Origin of the sequence: Endozoicomonas montiporae CL-33 (genome assembly GCF_001583435.1) — a bacterium.
GTDB lineage: Bacteria > Pseudomonadota > Gammaproteobacteria > Pseudomonadales > Endozoicomonadaceae > Endozoicomonas_A > Endozoicomonas_A montiporae.
Window position 1 is genome coordinate 4,497,626 of the sequence record NZ_CP013251.1, and the last position, 16,045, is coordinate 4,513,670.

The 16,045-nt window shown below is 48.0% G+C and carries 14 protein-coding genes; 13 read left to right on the forward strand and 1 reads right to left on the reverse strand.

Annotation, left to right across the window (positions count from 1 at the left end; translation table 11 throughout):
• Positions 1-50 precede the first annotated feature (50 nt).
• The 9 genes from nrdB (at position 51) to EZMO1_RS25885 (ending at position 9,559) form a co-directional block, all read left to right on the forward strand.
• Positions 51-1,181 (forward strand): class Ia ribonucleoside-diphosphate reductase subunit beta, encoded by a 1,131-nt coding sequence (nrdB, locus tag EZMO1_RS20625; RefSeq protein ID WP_034878057.1) that lies wholly within the window; start codon positions 51-53, stop codon positions 1,179-1,181.
• 42 nt (positions 1,182-1,223) lie between these two features.
• The gene (yfaE, locus tag EZMO1_RS20630; RefSeq protein ID WP_413783219.1) at positions 1,224-1,508 is read left to right on the forward strand and encodes a class I ribonucleotide reductase maintenance protein YfaE; all 285 of its coding nucleotides are present in this window, start codon (positions 1,224-1,226) and stop codon (positions 1,506-1,508) included.
• A gap of 118 nt (positions 1,509-1,626) precedes the next feature.
• On the forward strand, positions 1,627-3,429 hold the full coding sequence (locus EZMO1_RS20635) for an extracellular solute-binding protein (RefSeq protein ID WP_051790439.1): 1,803 nt from the start codon (positions 1,627-1,629) through the stop codon (positions 3,427-3,429).
• Positions 3,430-3,480: 51 nt separating this feature from the next.
• Positions 3,481-4,278 carry an acetolactate decarboxylase gene (gene budA / locus EZMO1_RS20640; RefSeq protein WP_034878059.1) on the forward strand — a complete coding sequence of 266 codons (798 nt, stop codon included), beginning with the start codon at positions 3,481-3,483 and terminating at the stop codon, positions 4,276-4,278.
• A 92-nt stretch (positions 4,279-4,370) separates the two neighbouring features.
• Positions 4,371-5,204 carry a bile acid:sodium symporter family protein gene (locus tag EZMO1_RS20645; protein ID WP_051790440.1) on the forward strand — a complete coding sequence of 278 codons (834 nt, stop codon included), beginning with the start codon at positions 4,371-4,373 and terminating at the stop codon, positions 5,202-5,204.
• A gap of 323 nt (positions 5,205-5,527) precedes the next feature.
• Positions 5,528-6,448: an aspartate carbamoyltransferase gene (pyrB, locus tag EZMO1_RS20650; protein ID WP_034878062.1), complete on the forward strand. Its 921-nt coding sequence runs from the start codon at positions 5,528-5,530 to the stop codon at positions 6,446-6,448.
• Between the two features lie 28 nt (positions 6,449-6,476).
• Positions 6,477-6,932: an aspartate carbamoyltransferase regulatory subunit gene (pyrI, locus tag EZMO1_RS20655; protein WP_034878064.1), complete on the forward strand. Its 456-nt coding sequence runs from the start codon at positions 6,477-6,479 to the stop codon at positions 6,930-6,932.
• A 127-nt stretch (positions 6,933-7,059) separates the two neighbouring features.
• Positions 7,060-7,722, forward strand: coding sequence for a DMT family transporter (locus EZMO1_RS20660; RefSeq protein WP_187300034.1), 663 nt, complete (start codon positions 7,060-7,062; stop codon positions 7,720-7,722).
• 286 nt (positions 7,723-8,008) lie between these two features.
• The gene (locus EZMO1_RS25885) at positions 8,009-9,559 is read left to right on the forward strand and encodes a transposase (protein WP_086936432.1); all 1,551 of its coding nucleotides are present in this window, start codon (positions 8,009-8,011) and stop codon (positions 9,557-9,559) included.
• A 42-nt stretch (positions 9,560-9,601) separates the two neighbouring features.
• Here EZMO1_RS25885 and EZMO1_RS20670 read toward each other — a convergent pair whose 3' ends face one another.
• The gene (locus EZMO1_RS20670; RefSeq protein WP_145912683.1) at positions 9,602-11,050 is read right to left on the reverse strand and encodes a transposase; all 1,449 of its coding nucleotides are present in this window, start codon (positions 11,048-11,050) and stop codon (positions 9,602-9,604) included.
• Positions 11,051-11,566: 516 nt separating this feature from the next.
• Here EZMO1_RS20670 and EZMO1_RS20680 point away from each other — a divergent pair.
• The 4 genes from EZMO1_RS20680 to EZMO1_RS20695 all read left to right on the forward strand — a co-directional run bounded on the left by EZMO1_RS20680 (position 11,567) and on the right by EZMO1_RS20695 (position 15,953).
• Positions 11,567-13,882: a hypothetical protein gene (locus EZMO1_RS20680; protein ID WP_061509687.1), complete on the forward strand. Its 2,316-nt coding sequence runs from the start codon at positions 11,567-11,569 to the stop codon at positions 13,880-13,882.
• Positions 13,879-15,084, forward strand: coding sequence for an IS91 family transposase (locus EZMO1_RS20685; protein WP_086936433.1), 1,206 nt, complete (start codon positions 13,879-13,881; stop codon positions 15,082-15,084). The genes EZMO1_RS20680 and EZMO1_RS20685 overlap by 4 nt, the downstream gene beginning before the upstream one ends.
• Before the next feature lie 235 nt (positions 15,085-15,319).
• Positions 15,320-15,556 (forward strand): EamA family transporter, encoded by a 237-nt coding sequence (locus EZMO1_RS27705; protein ID WP_034878071.1) that lies wholly within the window; start codon positions 15,320-15,322, stop codon positions 15,554-15,556.
• Positions 15,557-15,647: 91 nt separating this feature from the next.
• Positions 15,648-15,953: a hypothetical protein gene (locus EZMO1_RS20695; RefSeq protein WP_034878074.1), complete on the forward strand. Its 306-nt coding sequence runs from the start codon at positions 15,648-15,650 to the stop codon at positions 15,951-15,953.
• Positions 15,954-16,045: the final 92 nt, after the last annotated feature.

Here is a 16,045-nt window from a genome sequence, read left to right on the forward strand (position 1 = left end):
TCCATTTAACCCAGTCGTGGTCGCTCCGGCGACCCGGATAGACAAATACTATGAGCTACACCACATTCAATCAGGAATTGTTTAACGCGACGGAAGAACCCATGTTCTTTGGCCGTAACGTCAACGTCTCCCGCTACGATGTACAGAAGCACCCGATCTTCGAAAAGCTGATTGAAAAACAACTGTCGTTTTTCTGGCGGCCGGAAGAGGTTGACCTGTCCACAGACCGCAGTGATTTTGCCGCGCTGCCCGAGCATGAAAAACATATTTTCCTGAGCAACCTGAAGTACCAGACACTGCTGGATTCTATTCAGGGGCGCTCACCCAATGTAGCCCTGCTGCCCATTGCCTCGTTGCCGGAACTGGAAACCTGGCTGGAAACCTGGGCGTTCAGTGAAACCATTCATTCACGTTCGTACACGCACATCATTCGCAACATCCTCGCCGAACCTTCTGCCGTGTTTGATGACATTGTGACCAACAATGCCATCGTCCAGCGAGCCACCGACATCACCCGTTATTACGATGACCTGATTGAAGGGGTTAACCAGTACAACCTGCTGGGCGAAGGTGAACACCGGATCAATGGAGAGACAGTCCATGTCTCGGTCAGTGACCTGAAAAGAAGGCTTTACCTGACGATCGTGTCGATCAATGTACTGGAAGCCATTCGTTTCTACGTCAGCTTTGCCTGTAGCTTTGCATTTGCAGAACGCTCCACCATGGAAGGCAATGCCAAGATCATCAAACTGATCGCCCGGGATGAAGCCCTGCACCTCACCGGCACCCAGCACATGCTGCAGATCATGGCCGAAGGCAAAGACGATCCGGAAATGGCACAGATAGCGGCGTCTCTGCAAAGCGAAGCACGGGAAATCTTTATCGAGGCGGCCAGACAGGAAAAAGAATGGGCTGAATACCTGTTTCAGGACGGTTCCATGATCGGACTGAATAAAGACATACTCAGCCAGTATGTTGAATACATCACCAACCAGCGTATGTCGGCGATAGGCATGGAACCGGCTTTTGCACCTATTCAGAATCCGCTGCCATGGATGAACAGCTGGCTGAACAGCGACAATGTACAGGTAGCACCGCAGGAAGTAGAAGTCAGCTCTTATCTGGTAGGGCAGATAGACAGCGATGTGGGTTCAGAAGACTTCAGTAATTTCTCACTGTAAACTCATCGACCGACAAACAGGGAAGACGACAGGAGACTTCCGTTGGCCAACATCATCAAGATAATGGAAGGGTTCAGCTTTATTCCCAGAAGCGAGCTGAACCTGCTGGAAGCCCTGGAGTCTCAGAAAGTCGAAGTCGAATACCAATGTCGGGAAGGGTTTTGTGGCAGCTGTCAGGTGCAGCTGCTGGAAGGTGAAGTGGAATACACCAGCGAGCCTATCGCCTTTATTCCTGAAGGCCGGATTCTTCCCTGCTGCTGCCATGCCAAAAGTGACCTGACTATTGAAATCCCGGGTGGCTGCCGCATGAAAAAGACATCACAATGATACGGCAGAAGAAAGCCCACCTGCGTACTACTGCCTAAAGCCCGGGAAAAACATCCTTAACTGGTAGGTCAACAATCTTTGGCTATGATTATCGTTGCCACAGCACAACGAGAACAAAATGCACCTTCCGCTTACTGTCTTTTTTCTGGCACTCACTTTCATTCAGACAACAAAAGCTAAGCCTGTCAGTTCAACGACAACTAAAACCACCATAAGCCACGAGTTCACTCTGATTGGCAAGAGCAAATACCCGGCGGACTTTACCCATTTTGATTATGTAAATCCGGAAGCCCCCAAGGGCGGGACACTGAAGCTGGCCACAAACCTCAACTTTGATTCCTTAAATCCCTTTAACAATCGAGGTACAGCCCCGCCCTACATCCACGACACCCATGCGCGCCTGATGGTTCGTTCAGCCGACGAAAATTACTCTTTATACGGTTATGTTGCGGAACAAGTGGAATATCCTGACGATTTCAGCTGGGTAATTTTTCACATCAACCCCAACGCAAAATTTTCCGACGGAACAAGCATTACAGCCAATGATGTTACCTTTACACTGAATCGCCTGAAAACAGAAGCATCCCCATTTTTCAAAAATCTGTATAAAAGTACCTCAGCTGAAGTTCTTTCCCCTCAAAAGGTTCGCTTTACCTTTGCCACACCCGGCCCCAAAGCCATCGCCCTTTCTGCCTACATGCCGGTTTTGTCGGAACATTACTGGAGTAACCGCTCACTGGATGACCGCTTAACAGAGGCGCCTGTCAGCAGTGGTCCACTGCGTCCGGGTAAATTTATCAAAGGGCAGACCATTATTTACGAAAGAGTCAAAGATCACTGGGCCGCCGGTCTCCCTGTAAATAAGGGTCGTTATAATTTCGATGCCGTCCGGGTTGATGTGTATCGTGATCAGCACGCAGCGGCTGAAGCTTTCAAGGCCGGACTCTATGACCTTCGTTACGAACAGGATGCCAGCCAGTGGCCAGTGAACAAAAAGAAACCGGACAAAAACAAACGAGCAATTGGGCACATCACGCTGTCACTGCAATACCCGCCCGCTATGGCGGGTCTGGTCTTTAACACCCGCCTCGAAAAGTTCAGGGATTTACGGGTTCGAAAAGCCTTAACGCTGTTATTCGACTTTGAGTGGATCAACCAGAAACTCCTGCATTCAAACTACCAGCGAACCGTCAGTTTTTTCAGCTATACCACTCTGCAGGCCACCGAACCACCTGACAAAAAAGAACTCGACCTTCTTCAACCGGTAAAAGCACAATTAAATGACTCGATGTTGGGTGATCCGGAACAACCCCCGGTAACCCGCGGCAATGGCGACAACCGGGACAACCAGCGCAAAGCCCTGCAACTACTGAAAGAAGCGGGCTGGGTACTCAATAAAGGCGTGATGAAACACCAGAAAACCGGCGAGGCACTTACCATGACGATTCTTGGCGATGATCATTCCCAGGAACGACTGCTCGTGCCTTTCAGGAAAATACTGGGCAAAATCGGGATTGATCTGGATATTCAAACCGTTGATAAAAGCCAGTTTCGAAAACGCGTCAGGCAGTTTGATTTTGATATTGCCAACTGGCACTTCTGGCATTCACTGTTTCCCGGCTCCGAACTGATGCACTCCTTCAGCAGCAAAACAGCACAGCAACCCGGCAGCGGCAATATTGCCGGCATTCAACACCCGGCCATCGACTATTTGTTGGACAAACTGGTTAACTGTCAGAGCTACAACGAACTGATTCCGGCAGGAAGAGCTCTGGATCGGATCCTGCGCAGCCAGTATTACCTGATTCCCAAGTGGCACACCCGTCAGCTGCACGTGTTGTACTGGAATCATATCGACAAACCGGATCAGAAGGGCATCTACTGGCATTCGCATAATGACTGGTGGTCACTGCCCAGATAATTTCAAAACAGCTGCTATATTGTCCTGAACAAAAAAACAGGGCGACGAACAATGAACAACCCATTCCGCGTCTTACCTTGTTACCTCAAGTTCAGTTTTTTACTGCTGGTTTTCACCGCAGGATGTACCAGTGCTGCTGAAGATTGCCTGTTTCAGTATTCAACCATCAACGCCCTGCTGGAAGGGTACTTTCATGGTGATATGACCTATAAAAAGCTACAGCGGAAAGGTGATTTTGGAATCGGAACCTTCAACCATCTGGATGGCGAGATGCTGGCACTCGACGGTTTCTTCTACCAGATTAAAGCGGACGGCAAAGCTTATCCTGTCTCTCCGGAAACCAGAACGCCCTTTGCCATGGTGTCATTCTTCCGAAGTGAACGGGAAGCAACCGTTCCAGCCAAACTGACTTACCCGGAACTGGAAAAGTTTCTGGATAACAAAATCGATGGCTCCCAATTGATTTACGCGATTCGCATTGAAGGCGAATTCAAGCAGCTAAAACTTCGCAGTATTCCTGCCCAAAAACCACCCTATAAGCGACTGGCTGATGTTCAGGCAAAGGATCAGGTAGTATTCAGGCATCAGAACGCCAAGGGAACTCTGGTCGGCTATCGTTTCCCATCCTTCATGGGCAACCTGAACGTGTCCGGTTATCACTTCCACTTTATTGATGATAAACGGCAGTTTGGTGGACATGTGATGGAACTTGAGATCATCACCGGGCTGGCAAAGCTGGATTCGCTGTCTAGTTTCAAAATGAAACTTCCCAGAGACAAAGCGTTTTCTGACCTCACCCTCGACAAGGCTGATAAAGCCGAACTGAAGAAAATTGAAAAAGGATCGTAACCCTGTTCTCCAGATTACTTCCTCTATGGGCACTATGCGGACTGGTTATTGGCTATAGCTTCAGTCCGTATATCACCCCTTATAAATACGCGATGTCACCTCTTCTGGCGATCATCATGTTTGCCATGGGGCTGACACTGACAATTGCAGACCTGCGTGAAGCCCTGACCGATCCCCGCCCTCTGATCATGGGCGTGTGCCTGCAATTCATTCTGATGCCTGTTCTGGCGTTCAGCATCAGTCAGGCTCTTTCGCTACCGTCAGAACTTCTGGTAGGGATGATGCTCGTAGGCACAGCACCGGGCGGCACCGCTTCCAATGTGCTGGCTTACCTGGCAGGTGGTCGGGTTGCCTTGTCCATTGGCATGACCACACTGTCTACATTGATGGCAGTGTTTGTCATGCCTTTTCTGTGCTCGGTCTATTTAAGTACGGTCATTAAGGTGGATCAGGTGGGGATGTTAATCAGTATTCTGAAAATCGTTATTCTGCCTGTGGCTGGCGGTGTTCTGCTGAATGCCCTGTGCCCAAAGCTGATCAATCGCATCAAGCCTTGCCTGCCATCAATTGCCGTTATCGGCATTTGTTCAGCTATCACGCTGGTGATTGCCATGAATGCTGATGCACTGGCCAGCCTGTCGGCGATTGTCGTTGTAGCAGTGCTGTTGCACAACACTCTGGGGTTGATATCCGGTTATGTCTCTGCACGCTTGTGTGGAATGGATATACCCACTGCACGAACCGTGGCCATTGAAGTCGGTACACAAAATACCGGCCTTGCTGCAGCACTGGCCTTTAAACACTTTACGGTTCTGGCTGCGTTGCCCGGGGCAATATTCAGCATGACCCAGAATATTCTGGGCGCTCTGCTGGCCAGCTACTGGTCTGCAAAACCACCGAAAAACAGGAAACCCTTGACCGACTGATGCCTAACCGTAGAATGTCACTCAATTTTGGTGGCAATTTTACTGTCATTTGCACTGCGTTCATGCAATAACATTGACTTACTGCAGTATTTTCACATCAATAACTTGTTAGAATGCTTTATTAGGTCTGAAAAACAGACCGACTGGACGAACGGATACTTCCGAGGCTAAGCGACCCATGTTCATGTTGGTTACAGCAAAACCTGAAGCACTGGCTCCCATTCTCAAAGCCAGCCGTCGTCGATTTCCCGTTTTTTAAAAAAGCCCCTTTTTATAAGGGGCTTTTTTTTGGTTTAAAAACCCACGCAGACAGGTGTTTATTGATGGAAAACCGACTCTACAAAAGAGATATCATTTCCATTGCTGACTTTGACCGGAAAGACCTTGAACTGGTTCTGGAAACAGCAGCACAACTGAAAAACTCACCACGCCCGGACCTGCTGAAAGGCAAGGTGATCGCGAGCTGCTTCTTTGAAGCTTCAACCCGAACCCGCCTGTCTTTTGAAACTGCAGTACAACGACTGGGTGGCTCCCTGATTGGCTTCTCCGATGCTGGCAACACCTCTGCCAAAAAAGGCGAAACTCTGGCGGATTCCGTTAACATCATCAGTTCCTACACCGATGCATTTGTGATGCGTCACCCTCAGGAAGGTGCAGCAAGACTAGCGTCCGAATTTTCCAGCGTTCCCGTCATCAACGGTGGCGACGGCTCAAACCAGCACCCTACCCAGACCCTGCTGGACCTGTTCAGTATCCGTGAATGTCAGGGCAAACTGGACGGTTTGAAAGTAGCTTTTGTCGGTGATCTGAAATACGGACGTACCGTTCACTCTCTGACCCAGGCACTGTGTCACTTTGGTGCAGAATTTACCTTTATTGCGCCCAAAGCTTTGACCATGCCCGATTACATTCTGGAAGAGCTGGATGCAAAAGGCATCAAATACAGTTTCTCTGACTCTATCGAAGAAACGACACCCCAAGTAGATATTATCTACATGACCCGTGTCCAGAAAGAACGGTTCGATGAAACCGAATACAAGCACATTGCCTCAAAATATATTCTGGATGTAGATTCACTGAAGAACGCAAAAGACAACCTGAAGGTTCTGCACCCGCTGCCACGGGTAGATGAAATCGCTGTTGAAGTGGATAAGACACCTTACGCCTACTACTTCCAACAGGCTGAAAACGGCGTTTATGCCCGCCAGGCTTTGCTGGCTCTGGTATTGAATGAAGTCCTTTAAACAGCTGAACCGAATTGAGGAATAGACAATGAGAAACAAACTTCAGGTTGAGGCCATTCGTCAGGGCACTGTTATCGACCACATTCCGGCCGGACAGGGCATTAAAATCCTGGATCGTCTGCAACTGCTGGATTCTGATGCCAGCATTACTGTAGGTTTCAATCTGCCCAGCAAAGACCAGGGCCATAAAGACATTATCAAGGTCACTGACCGGAAATTTACCGAGCAGGAAGCAAACCAGCTGGCACTGTTTGCTCCAAGTGCCACCATCAATGTGATTGACAACTACGAAGTCGTAGACAAATTCAAAATGGCGCTGCCCGACAGCCTGCTGGGTGCCTTTGCCTGCCCGAACTCCAACTGCATCACCCACAACGAGCCGGTTGATACCCACTTCTCCCTGCGCGCACATCAGGGCGACGTCCGCCTGAAGTGCAAATATTGCGAGAAAAGCTTTAGCAAAGACATTGTGTCCGGGCTGTAACCGTTCTTCCTGATCAATGTATTGGGCAGCTCCTTCAGAAGTTTATCTGCAAGAGCTGCCCTGTGAACCTCCCCTGATTATTCATGTCTATACTCCATCGGGCTTCAACCAGCAGTACGGGCAGGATGTGAATAAATATTTCTCTTCAAAACAGCTTATTCCCTATATCAAACTGGCTGTCATGAGCTTTTTCTTTGGCGGTGTTTTTGTGGCAGGAAGAACCATTGCCGGCGACGTTGAGCCTGCCATGGCAGCCTTTTTACGGTTTGCCATCGCCACTGTCATGCTGATCTTCATTCTGCTTTGGAAAGAAAAGCGCATACCCGTACCCACACCCACCCAGTTTATCGGGCTAACAGCCCTCGGGTTAACCGGGGTTCTTGGTTACAACCTGTGCCTACTGATCGGGCTGGAAACGGTGTCCTCCGGTCGTAGCTCTGTCATCGTTGCGACCAACCCCGTCTTCATTACCTTCATGTCCGTTCTGTTTCTGGGAGATCAGCTGACCCGCCGCAAACTGGTGGGCATTGGTTTGTCAGTGTCCGGAGCCGTACTGGTCGCGTCTCACGGAAGCTGGAATAATCTGATGCAGTTCAGTTCCGGCGACCTATCCATTCTGGTCTGTGCAATCTGCTGGGCCAGTTACTCGGTCATTGGCAAATACGTCCTCAAGGTAGGCCGCTTCGCTGCGACTTTTTGTGCGGTGCAACCTTTTGGCTTTGACAAAAAACACACTCATCAGGGTTTACGCATCAAATTAAAACAATCGTACCTATCTTGTAGAGGCTGAATATTAACGACTACAGATTTTCAAAGTACGACTGTTCGGTTTGGAATTGGTGAAAATCAGGAGATATAAAACCTACTGTCGTTTAAAAATCCTGAGAGTTTGATTATTTCAACTTCTTTTCAGCTGTGTGTTAGAGAAAACAACTCCCTAATCCTCGATGCTGCAGTTTTACCTAAACAAGTAACGTATTTATCTTGATTCTAAGCTGCATCTAAAAGTTTAAACCTAAATTCATCACTTGAGAATCCCGACTAAACTGTAACCCCATCTGCGAAGAGGGATACAGATGATTTTTCCACCAAAATCTGTTCACCCAAAAGGTGAACTTAAAGAACTCAGCAAAAAGTGCTCAACGACCTCTCTTGAAGTGGACACGTTTGAGGGAAAAATCCATGTTGAGTGGGAACCTGGCGCATCAGTCACACCAATGGGGCAGTTACCCTTTTTTATTCAGTTTTTAAAAACAGGTTGTAGATTTGAACCATGGGTTGAAGATTGCCCTTTAACTTACAAAAGCAATAACGCACCTGAAAAAGTTAATGTAATAGGTTCCCTTTTTCTCTCAATACTCTCAGGTCACAAACGTTATGCTCATATTGGAACGTTAACCGGGGATGGAGTGAATCCCAAATTACTGGGTATGACAAAGGTAGTCAGTGATGATTCTGCTCGTCGGGGTTTACTCAAAATAGATGAGAAAGAAGGTGTTGAATGGATGCAGCATCATTTGCAGGAATGCTATGAACCCTTATTAAAGTTAACATGGATATTAGATGTCGACGTTACGATAAAAACCATTTACGGAAGTCAGGAAGGAGCAGAAACAGGTTATAACCCTCATAAGAAAGGGCGTCCTTCACATACTTATCATTCTTACATGATGGCTAATTTAAAGCTGGTTCTTGATGTTGAAGTTCAGCCCGGTGATAAAGGAAACAGTAAGCATTCATTGCCCGGTTTAATAAATCTATTAAACCGTCTACCAAAAGAGTGTTGGCCTGAATTTGTTCGAGGTGATTGTGACTGGGGCAGTGACAGAGTGATGTCAGAACTCGAACAAGCAAATTGTGGTTATCTATTCAAAGTAAAGAAGACAGCCAACGTCAAAAAGTCCATATACCATGCGCACTGTAGCGGGGGATGGGTTCGCTACAACAGATATTGGGAAGGCAAGGAGTCAGAATTAAAACTAGGTGGTTGGGAGAAATCAAGACGAATCATTATTGTTCGAAGAAGATTATCAGGTGATTCTCTGTTGCTGGAGAAAGAGAATAATAAGAAGCAAAAAGAAATCGCTTTTATCTCAGACCCTGAAAACATCAAACTCTTTGAGTACTCAGTATTAGTGACCAGTCTTGATAATGACGTTGTATCCATCATAGATCATTACAGAGACAGAGCTGACTGTGAAAATAATTTTGATGAAATCAAAAATCACTGGGGATGGGGAGGTTACACAACCAAGGATATAAAGCGATGTCGTATTCTATCAAGGATGGTTGCACTGGCATATAACTGGTGGACTTTGTTTGTAAGACTGAGCAATCCTGATTCGCATAAAGAAGCAATAACCAGCAGGCCATTATTGATGAGTGCTATTGGCAAGTTAACAGAGAGTGGGCGTAAGAAAAAAATAACGATTACCAGTCAGCATAATTTGATAAAAAAGATCCAAACAATGCAGGAAGATCTCTGTGTATTTTTTGATGCCATTAAGAAGACTGCAGCGCAGTTGACTCCAATTGATATCTGGTGCCGAATATTAACGAGGGCTGTGTCGAAATTTTTAACAAAAGGTGAAATTATTACGCCTGTCCAGCTTATTAACTCAAGTTAAGCGAAAGCAAGGTTTAGCAGGATAGTAGCTGGCATTGCTCTCTTAGAGCGCGGTGGGTAATCGCTCAACTGCTGAATTTAGGTTAAACTTCCGGGCGTGTGCTTTGAGTGAGTCAGTTGCCTTTTGTTCTCCCAGGTCTCTACCAGCCATATGCCTGCTCGACTCCCGCTTGGGCAAAGTATGCTCTAAGGCTAAGGCCAGAGCCTTAAGCTCGGTATCTGGATCTTCCGATTCAACCACTGATTTCACCGTAGCAAGCAAGGCTTCTGCATTGAGGCGTTCGATCAGACAGCCTGCGGGCATTCCGGCCTGTTTGTTTTTCAGTAGGACGAATTGCTCAGGGTGCAGTAACAGCATGTGTTCGCACAGCAGGCTCAGGATCACGCCGCGCTGCGATCCGTCAGCACCTTGCTGTTTGCTCAACCTGTTCCAGCCACAATGAGCTTTCCAGTCTTGAATGAAAACCTCGACCAACCACCTCAAGGTGTAAATCCTGGCTATGTCGGTATGCCGCCATGACATATCTGAAGCCACCAGATAGCGATAATCCTCTTCACCCTCATACTTCAGGGCAATAACAAAACGTCTTTTCCCATGAGCCTTAACATACAGCCGAGCAGCCAGCATCGTGACCTGCTCTTCTTTGCCACCGCGTATTATGAGTTGAGTTTCAGCGCCTTTCTGGCGCGAAAAGTAAGCTTTGAGAGTCGCTTCCGAGTGGTTTCGGTTGGATACTTTCTGATTCGAGCGCAGTTGGCTGACAACCTGGGCTCCGCCTGTTATTTCCGCAGCCTTATCCATAAAGTCTCCTGTGCCATACAGTGCATCAGCGAGAATTGCTTTGATCGTAATGTTAGGAAACGAATCAACAAATTCTTGCAGCATAACCAGCGTCAACGACTGCATGGTGGGGTAACGAACATGATCTGGCTCAGGACGATTCGGTCGTTCTTTTTTCTGAATGCCTTGCTTCCTGAGCGCCTTGTCTTTCTTCCTCCATGCAGATAACTCAGGGTCAGGAATATAAAAGCGAAACCCTACTGGAAAGGTAGCTACTTCAGTAACGAGCACCATAAACACCAGTTCCTGCCCATTAAAATAACCACCTGTTGATTTGTCTTTTATCTTATGGGCACCGTCGATTTTTGAAGTCCTTTTAGTGCGCTTTTTTCCTGTATCGTCGATAGCAAGGGTTCCACTTTGTATTCCATAGCGTAGAAGAATATTTCTGACGCTGGCCTGTAGCAGGCTTTGCCATGCAATTTCTGCTTGATAAAACATCCAGCACAGACGGGTCGCTTTGAATCTGCCTAAGCTTCTGCGCTCAAAAGCAGCCCAGTTAATAGTTTTAGTTACCACGATTCCCATGATAAAAACGCCCAGTGCCACTTTCTGGGATCTACTCAACTGCGCAGAGGAATTGATGGACTTGAGCGAATCGTTCAAAGCATCCAGAAAGGCAGTGACAACGGGTAATGGGCGAATTAGCAAGATACGACACTTGACGGTTATTAAGTTCCTATGAGATCTTACCTCCAACCTGCTGCTGTGGCTATGATGGAATCTCGCAAGGCTTGAATTCGGAGCTGCAGTAGTAGTCTGCTCTTATGCCACCCTGCCATTTCCTGCTCTCCCTCAAATATCAAAAACTGCAGCATCGAGTAATCGGCATTTGCTAGTTCAGATTGATGCGTAAGCCCTGACACACTCATTTTCCTGAACTATCCTTTCTCACTCTAACAACTGGACATAGGGACAACATTAAGAGCAATCCCATGGTAATCAAGGTCTACAGCTATGTCTGTGATAAGCATGAACTTTACTGCCGAGCCATATAATGCGATCCGAGCGAAAGCCCTTGCAAGATCTGTCAATTGCGAGCCTGCCTGCAGACCTTAGTTGCCAAGGCCTTTCGCTTAATGTCGTCCTTATGAACAACTGGAATGAAAGGATAGAGCCATAAAACGCTTACTCTTTGCTGTACTACTGCTACTCTCTTTCGTCTGTTTGGCTGAGACGCAGACAAAGAGTTTTATTGTAGAGGTTGAACATAACAACCAAAGCTTTTCTATAAAGCCTGACCTGGATGCATGGCCTGCAATGCCAGCCATTGATATGGAGCCATTGCGGAAAAACTCGGCAGACACTACTGACACAAGCAGCTATGCAGGATCAGACTCACCACCTGATGACAAGCCATACAGACCTCCCGGTTTCTGGCAAACCGTGACCACTGTGGTTGAGTCCATTTGGCAGCCTCTGTACGCCAATCGTGAAGTCATCGGTTACACATTAATTCTGACTCTCCAAAAACAGGGAAGCCCCCCTGAGTCCCAGCCTTATTTATGGCTACCTGTGGTAGCGACTGTCGTCGTCGGTTGGCTGACCAGAAAACACTGGAATCCAGAACTCCCTCTGTTCAGTCAAATGGATGAACAGGAGTCTAGTGAGCAGCATGAACTTCAAATCATCACGTTGATGAACTCGAATCAAGGAAGTTCTTTCTGGCAATCTTTCCCGGAACGACAACAGGACCAATCATCTGGCTCATGGTATTCCTTTGGATATTCACCTTCTTCAGGCTGCCTGTCTGGTAATTCTGGTGGCGGTGGCGGTTTTCCCCCTGGTTCCGCACATACCTTCGGCCAGCATTGTCCCGAGCATCCATGTAACAATGGACCTTGCACCTATGCCTCCAATCGCGGCGCAGACCAGCATCCTGCTAATGGCCGGTGTCAGGATTACCGTATGGAACTGGATACATATATAGGTATAGGGGAACAGCTGTGTTTATCATTTCAATCTGCTCCAGCTCCAGCTCCAGGTTCCAGCGCTTCTAATGGCTTTGGTAATTTTCCCGTTGCCTCTGCCCTACAGCCTTTAGAAGCAACTGAACAACATTTATGCGGTTTCTGTACTGACGGCTCCTGTTTTCTCCGCAGAAATCCTTGTCCTGCTATAAAGAAAAAGCTTCAGCACACTGGCTCTGAATCTGAATTTACGGGAGATAACTCTCAACAGCTGTTAAACCAGCATCTTAAGGAATTCCGTGCTTTGCGAACTCCCACAGATAACCTTTGTTGGCTGCATGCTATCAATTTATCCGCAGATGTAAACGTCTCTGGTCTGATTGAAAGGCTCATTGCCATGATTAAAAATTACTTAGAAGGTAATGCGCAGGAATTGACAACCGAATATCTAAATTTTCTCTCAGGCTGGGAAGCTGTACAGGGTGTAGAAAATGTCCGATTGGTTTTGAAACAACTCACCAATCGAGAATGGCCAGACTTCACTATTTTATTGCCGCTTCTGAGCCACTTACTCGAAAAAACTTTTGTCGTTGTCAATCTGCATGCCAGTGGATTGACTCAGGATCAGGTTTTTACCTACGCCAATCCTGATGATTTTCAAGTCACCATAGTCTCAGAAGCATCGTCTATAAGTACCACAGGGGAACCTGTATATCTGGGACTTCTATCCAATGATAATCACTTTGTCGGTATTCGGCCTAGCACCCAAGATGAAAACAATCCATACCGCTGTCCTGTTTACTTGAACAACTTTACAGAAAACAGTGATATCAAGAGTACAAAAAGAAGAGACCACACCGGGCAACAAACCTGTGACGTGACAGTGGTCGGGGAGGATGGCCAGCAGCGGCCATGCGGGACGGTCTGCAAGAATGCTCAAGACCTGTTGAATCACAAAAGAATAGACCACACCGGGCAACAAACCTGTGACGTGGAGGATGACCAGCAGCAGCCATGCGGGACGGCCTGCAAGAATGCGAAAGCTCTGTCGGATTACAAAAGACAATATCAGCCCGGGCAACAAACCTGTGACGTGACAGTGGTCGGGGAGGATGGCCAGCAGCGGCCATGCGGGACGGTCTTCAATAATGCCCAACACATGTTGAATCACAGAAGACAATATCACCCCGGGCAACAAACCTGTGACGTGACAGTGGTCGGGGAGGATGGCCAGCAGCGGCCATGCGGGACGGTCTGCAAGAATGCTCAAGCCCTGTCGTATCACAAAAGAAGAGACCACACCGGGCCACAAACCTGTGACGTGACAGTGGTCGGGAGGGATGGCCAGCAGCGGCCATGCGGGACGGTCTGCAAGAATGCTCTAGACCTGTGTACTCACAAAAGCCAATATCACACCGGGCAACAAATCTGTGACGTGACAGTGGTCTGGGAGGATGGCCAGCAGCGGCCATGCGGGACGGTCTGCAAGAATGCGAAAGCCCTGTCGTATCACAAAAGAAAACATCGAAAACGCAAGAATGGCGATCTCAGTTCATCGGAAGGTAAAGAGTGATTCGCCTCCCAACCCGACTTAAAACACTTTTCCAGAAAGGCGGCGCATGGTGGCACTTTTACCAGAAGCACAAACACCGCATACGTCCTTCCATTGTGGATAACGTCATCAAAATGCTCAGCTGCGGATTGACGGTGCGGGGCTATGCCGTGTTCCAGTGCAGCAACCCAAAATGCTCGCACCAGAAAAAAGTCTGCTTCAGTTGCAAGAGCCGGTTCTGTCCCACCTGCGGCAAGAAACTCACTGACCAGTGGATAGAACAGCAGAAAGCGATATTTCCGGATACCGAGTGGCAACACATCACCTTCACCATGCCCTCGGAACTCTGGGAGTTGTTCCGGTACAACCGGCAATTGCTGGGCGCACTCAGCGGATTGGCAGCCAAGGTTGTTCTGAAGCTGACCCGAAAAAAGGGAATATTGCCCGGCATCTTCACCGCCCTGCACACCTTCGGCCGTGACCTGAAGTGGAACGTGCATGTGCACCTGTCTGTCACCCGTGGCGGGCTGGCCAATGACAACAAAGACTGGAAGCCTCTCTTCTTCAGCAAGCTGGCACTCATGCCCATGTGGCGCTATGAAATCACCCAACTTTTACGGGAGAGCTACAGCCGAGGGGAACTGAAGCTTCCGAAAACCCTGCAAGCCATCTGTCCCAACAAAACCGGATTCAATCGTTGGCTCAATGGCCACTACCAGAAACCCTGGATCGTTCACTTTGCCAAACCCAGCAAGAATCACCACCGCAACATCAAATACCTGGGTCGCTACCTGAAACGCCCAGCCCTGTCCATGAGCCGCCTGAAACACTACGATGGCAAGGAGGTGATCTTCGGTTATCTGAACCATACCACCAAAGCGTATCTGCGTTTTACCAGCAAAGTGGAGGACTTCATCAAACGCCTGGTACAGCACATTCCGGACAAAGGCTTCCGCATGATCCGGTACTACGGTTTCCTGGCCACCCGAGTGCGCTCAAAGCTGTTACCGAAAGTTTATGATCTGCTGGAGCAGCCTGAGAGAAAAGCCATTCCGATCCGGTTCCCGGCGCTGATGAAAAACAGTTTTGGGGTAGACCCACTGGAATGTATCATGTGCCAATCCAGGATGATTTTGACAGGCATCGTGCCGGGTAAAACACTGGCGGAGCTGCGGCAGTGCCATGAACGGCTGGCACTGGGCAGACCGGTTGCTCTGGAGTAACAGGGTCAGTGTGTCCTGAGCAAACAGAAGCAGAGAAATAGATGGTTTATTTCAACTTCACACCAATATCACCTGAAAAACTGCGGTTTTTTAGTGTCAGATAAAACGGCCTGATCTCTCTTCAGAAAAAACCATCAGAACTATACGACAACAGGTTTTCTATCTATGCTTTGAAATTCCTATACATCAAGCCATTCTCTCGTTTGATCGCAATGCCTGGATAGCCATTGTCTATATGGGCGTATTCGGAACGGTTTGCGCCTTTCTGCTCTACTATCAGGGCATACAGGCTCTGGGGGTAGTCAGGGCGGGAGCATTTATTAACTTGATTCCGGTCAGCACCCTGATGCTGGCCCTGCTTATCCTGAATGAAGATATCGACGCTTCAATCATGATTGGCACGATCATCACTATTTTCGGCATTTTTCTGGTTAATTCGCAGCAAAAAGCCGCCATTGGAACCAATCAGTGATACCTATGTCTAATACCCGAAATCTCTGAATAACCATAGAATAAAGAAGGTAAGGTTATAAGTCCGCCAAGGGTGGCTGAGGGTATGCAATATGGAATTTGGTCCCGTTCAATCACTTGTACAAATCCTTTCCGGCCCGGATCGCAGCAGTGCGCCTGCGCCCGAAACAGCCGCCGCGCAGGCTCAGAAATCCTTTGAGGAAGCGAGTTTCTTCGCTGCTCACTTTAAAAACTTCTCTGTTCGGCCAGTACCTGACCAGCCTCTGATGCTCATGTTGCTTAAAGGCAAGTGGCGTCGCAAACTGCGCAAAGTCGGTAAAAAAGAAAAAGCCGGACGCATCTATATGCGTAAACCCAGAGATAAAGAAGAAAAGGAAGAACACCACGAAGCGCTGTAAAACGACTGATTAATCAAGATCTATACGCTCAAAAGTGGTTCTTCCGCCTTGTTTAACTTAAAATCGATGGGATTAGCCGCAGAACCTTAAAC

What these genes read in the sequence shown, in the direction of transcription:
- nrdB (WP_034878057.1), top strand. Translation starts at nt 51, where the DNA reads ATGAGCTACACCACATTCAATCAGGAATTGTTTAACGCGACGGAAGAA.
- EZMO1_RS20635 (WP_051790439.1), top strand. Translation starts at nt 1,627, where the DNA reads ATGCACCTTCCGCTTACTGTCTTTTTTCTGGCACTCACTTTCATTCAG.
- budA (WP_034878059.1), top strand. Translation starts at nt 3,481, where the DNA reads ATGAACAACCCATTCCGCGTCTTACCTTGTTACCTCAAGTTCAGTTTT.
- EZMO1_RS20645 (WP_051790440.1), top strand. Translation starts at nt 4,371, where the DNA reads ATGTCACCTCTTCTGGCGATCATCATGTTTGCCATGGGGCTGACACTG.
- pyrB (WP_034878062.1), top strand. Translation starts at nt 5,528, where the DNA reads ATGGAAAACCGACTCTACAAAAGAGATATCATTTCCATTGCTGACTTT.
- pyrI (WP_034878064.1), top strand. Translation starts at nt 6,477, where the DNA reads ATGAGAAACAAACTTCAGGTTGAGGCCATTCGTCAGGGCACTGTTATC.
- EZMO1_RS25885 (WP_086936432.1), top strand. Translation starts at nt 8,009, where the DNA reads ATGATTTTTCCACCAAAATCTGTTCACCCAAAAGGTGAACTTAAAGAA.
- EZMO1_RS27705 (WP_034878071.1), top strand. Translation starts at nt 15,320, where the DNA reads ATGGGCGTATTCGGAACGGTTTGCGCCTTTCTGCTCTACTATCAGGGC.
- EZMO1_RS20695 (WP_034878074.1), top strand. Translation starts at nt 15,648, where the DNA reads ATGGAATTTGGTCCCGTTCAATCACTTGTACAAATCCTTTCCGGCCCG.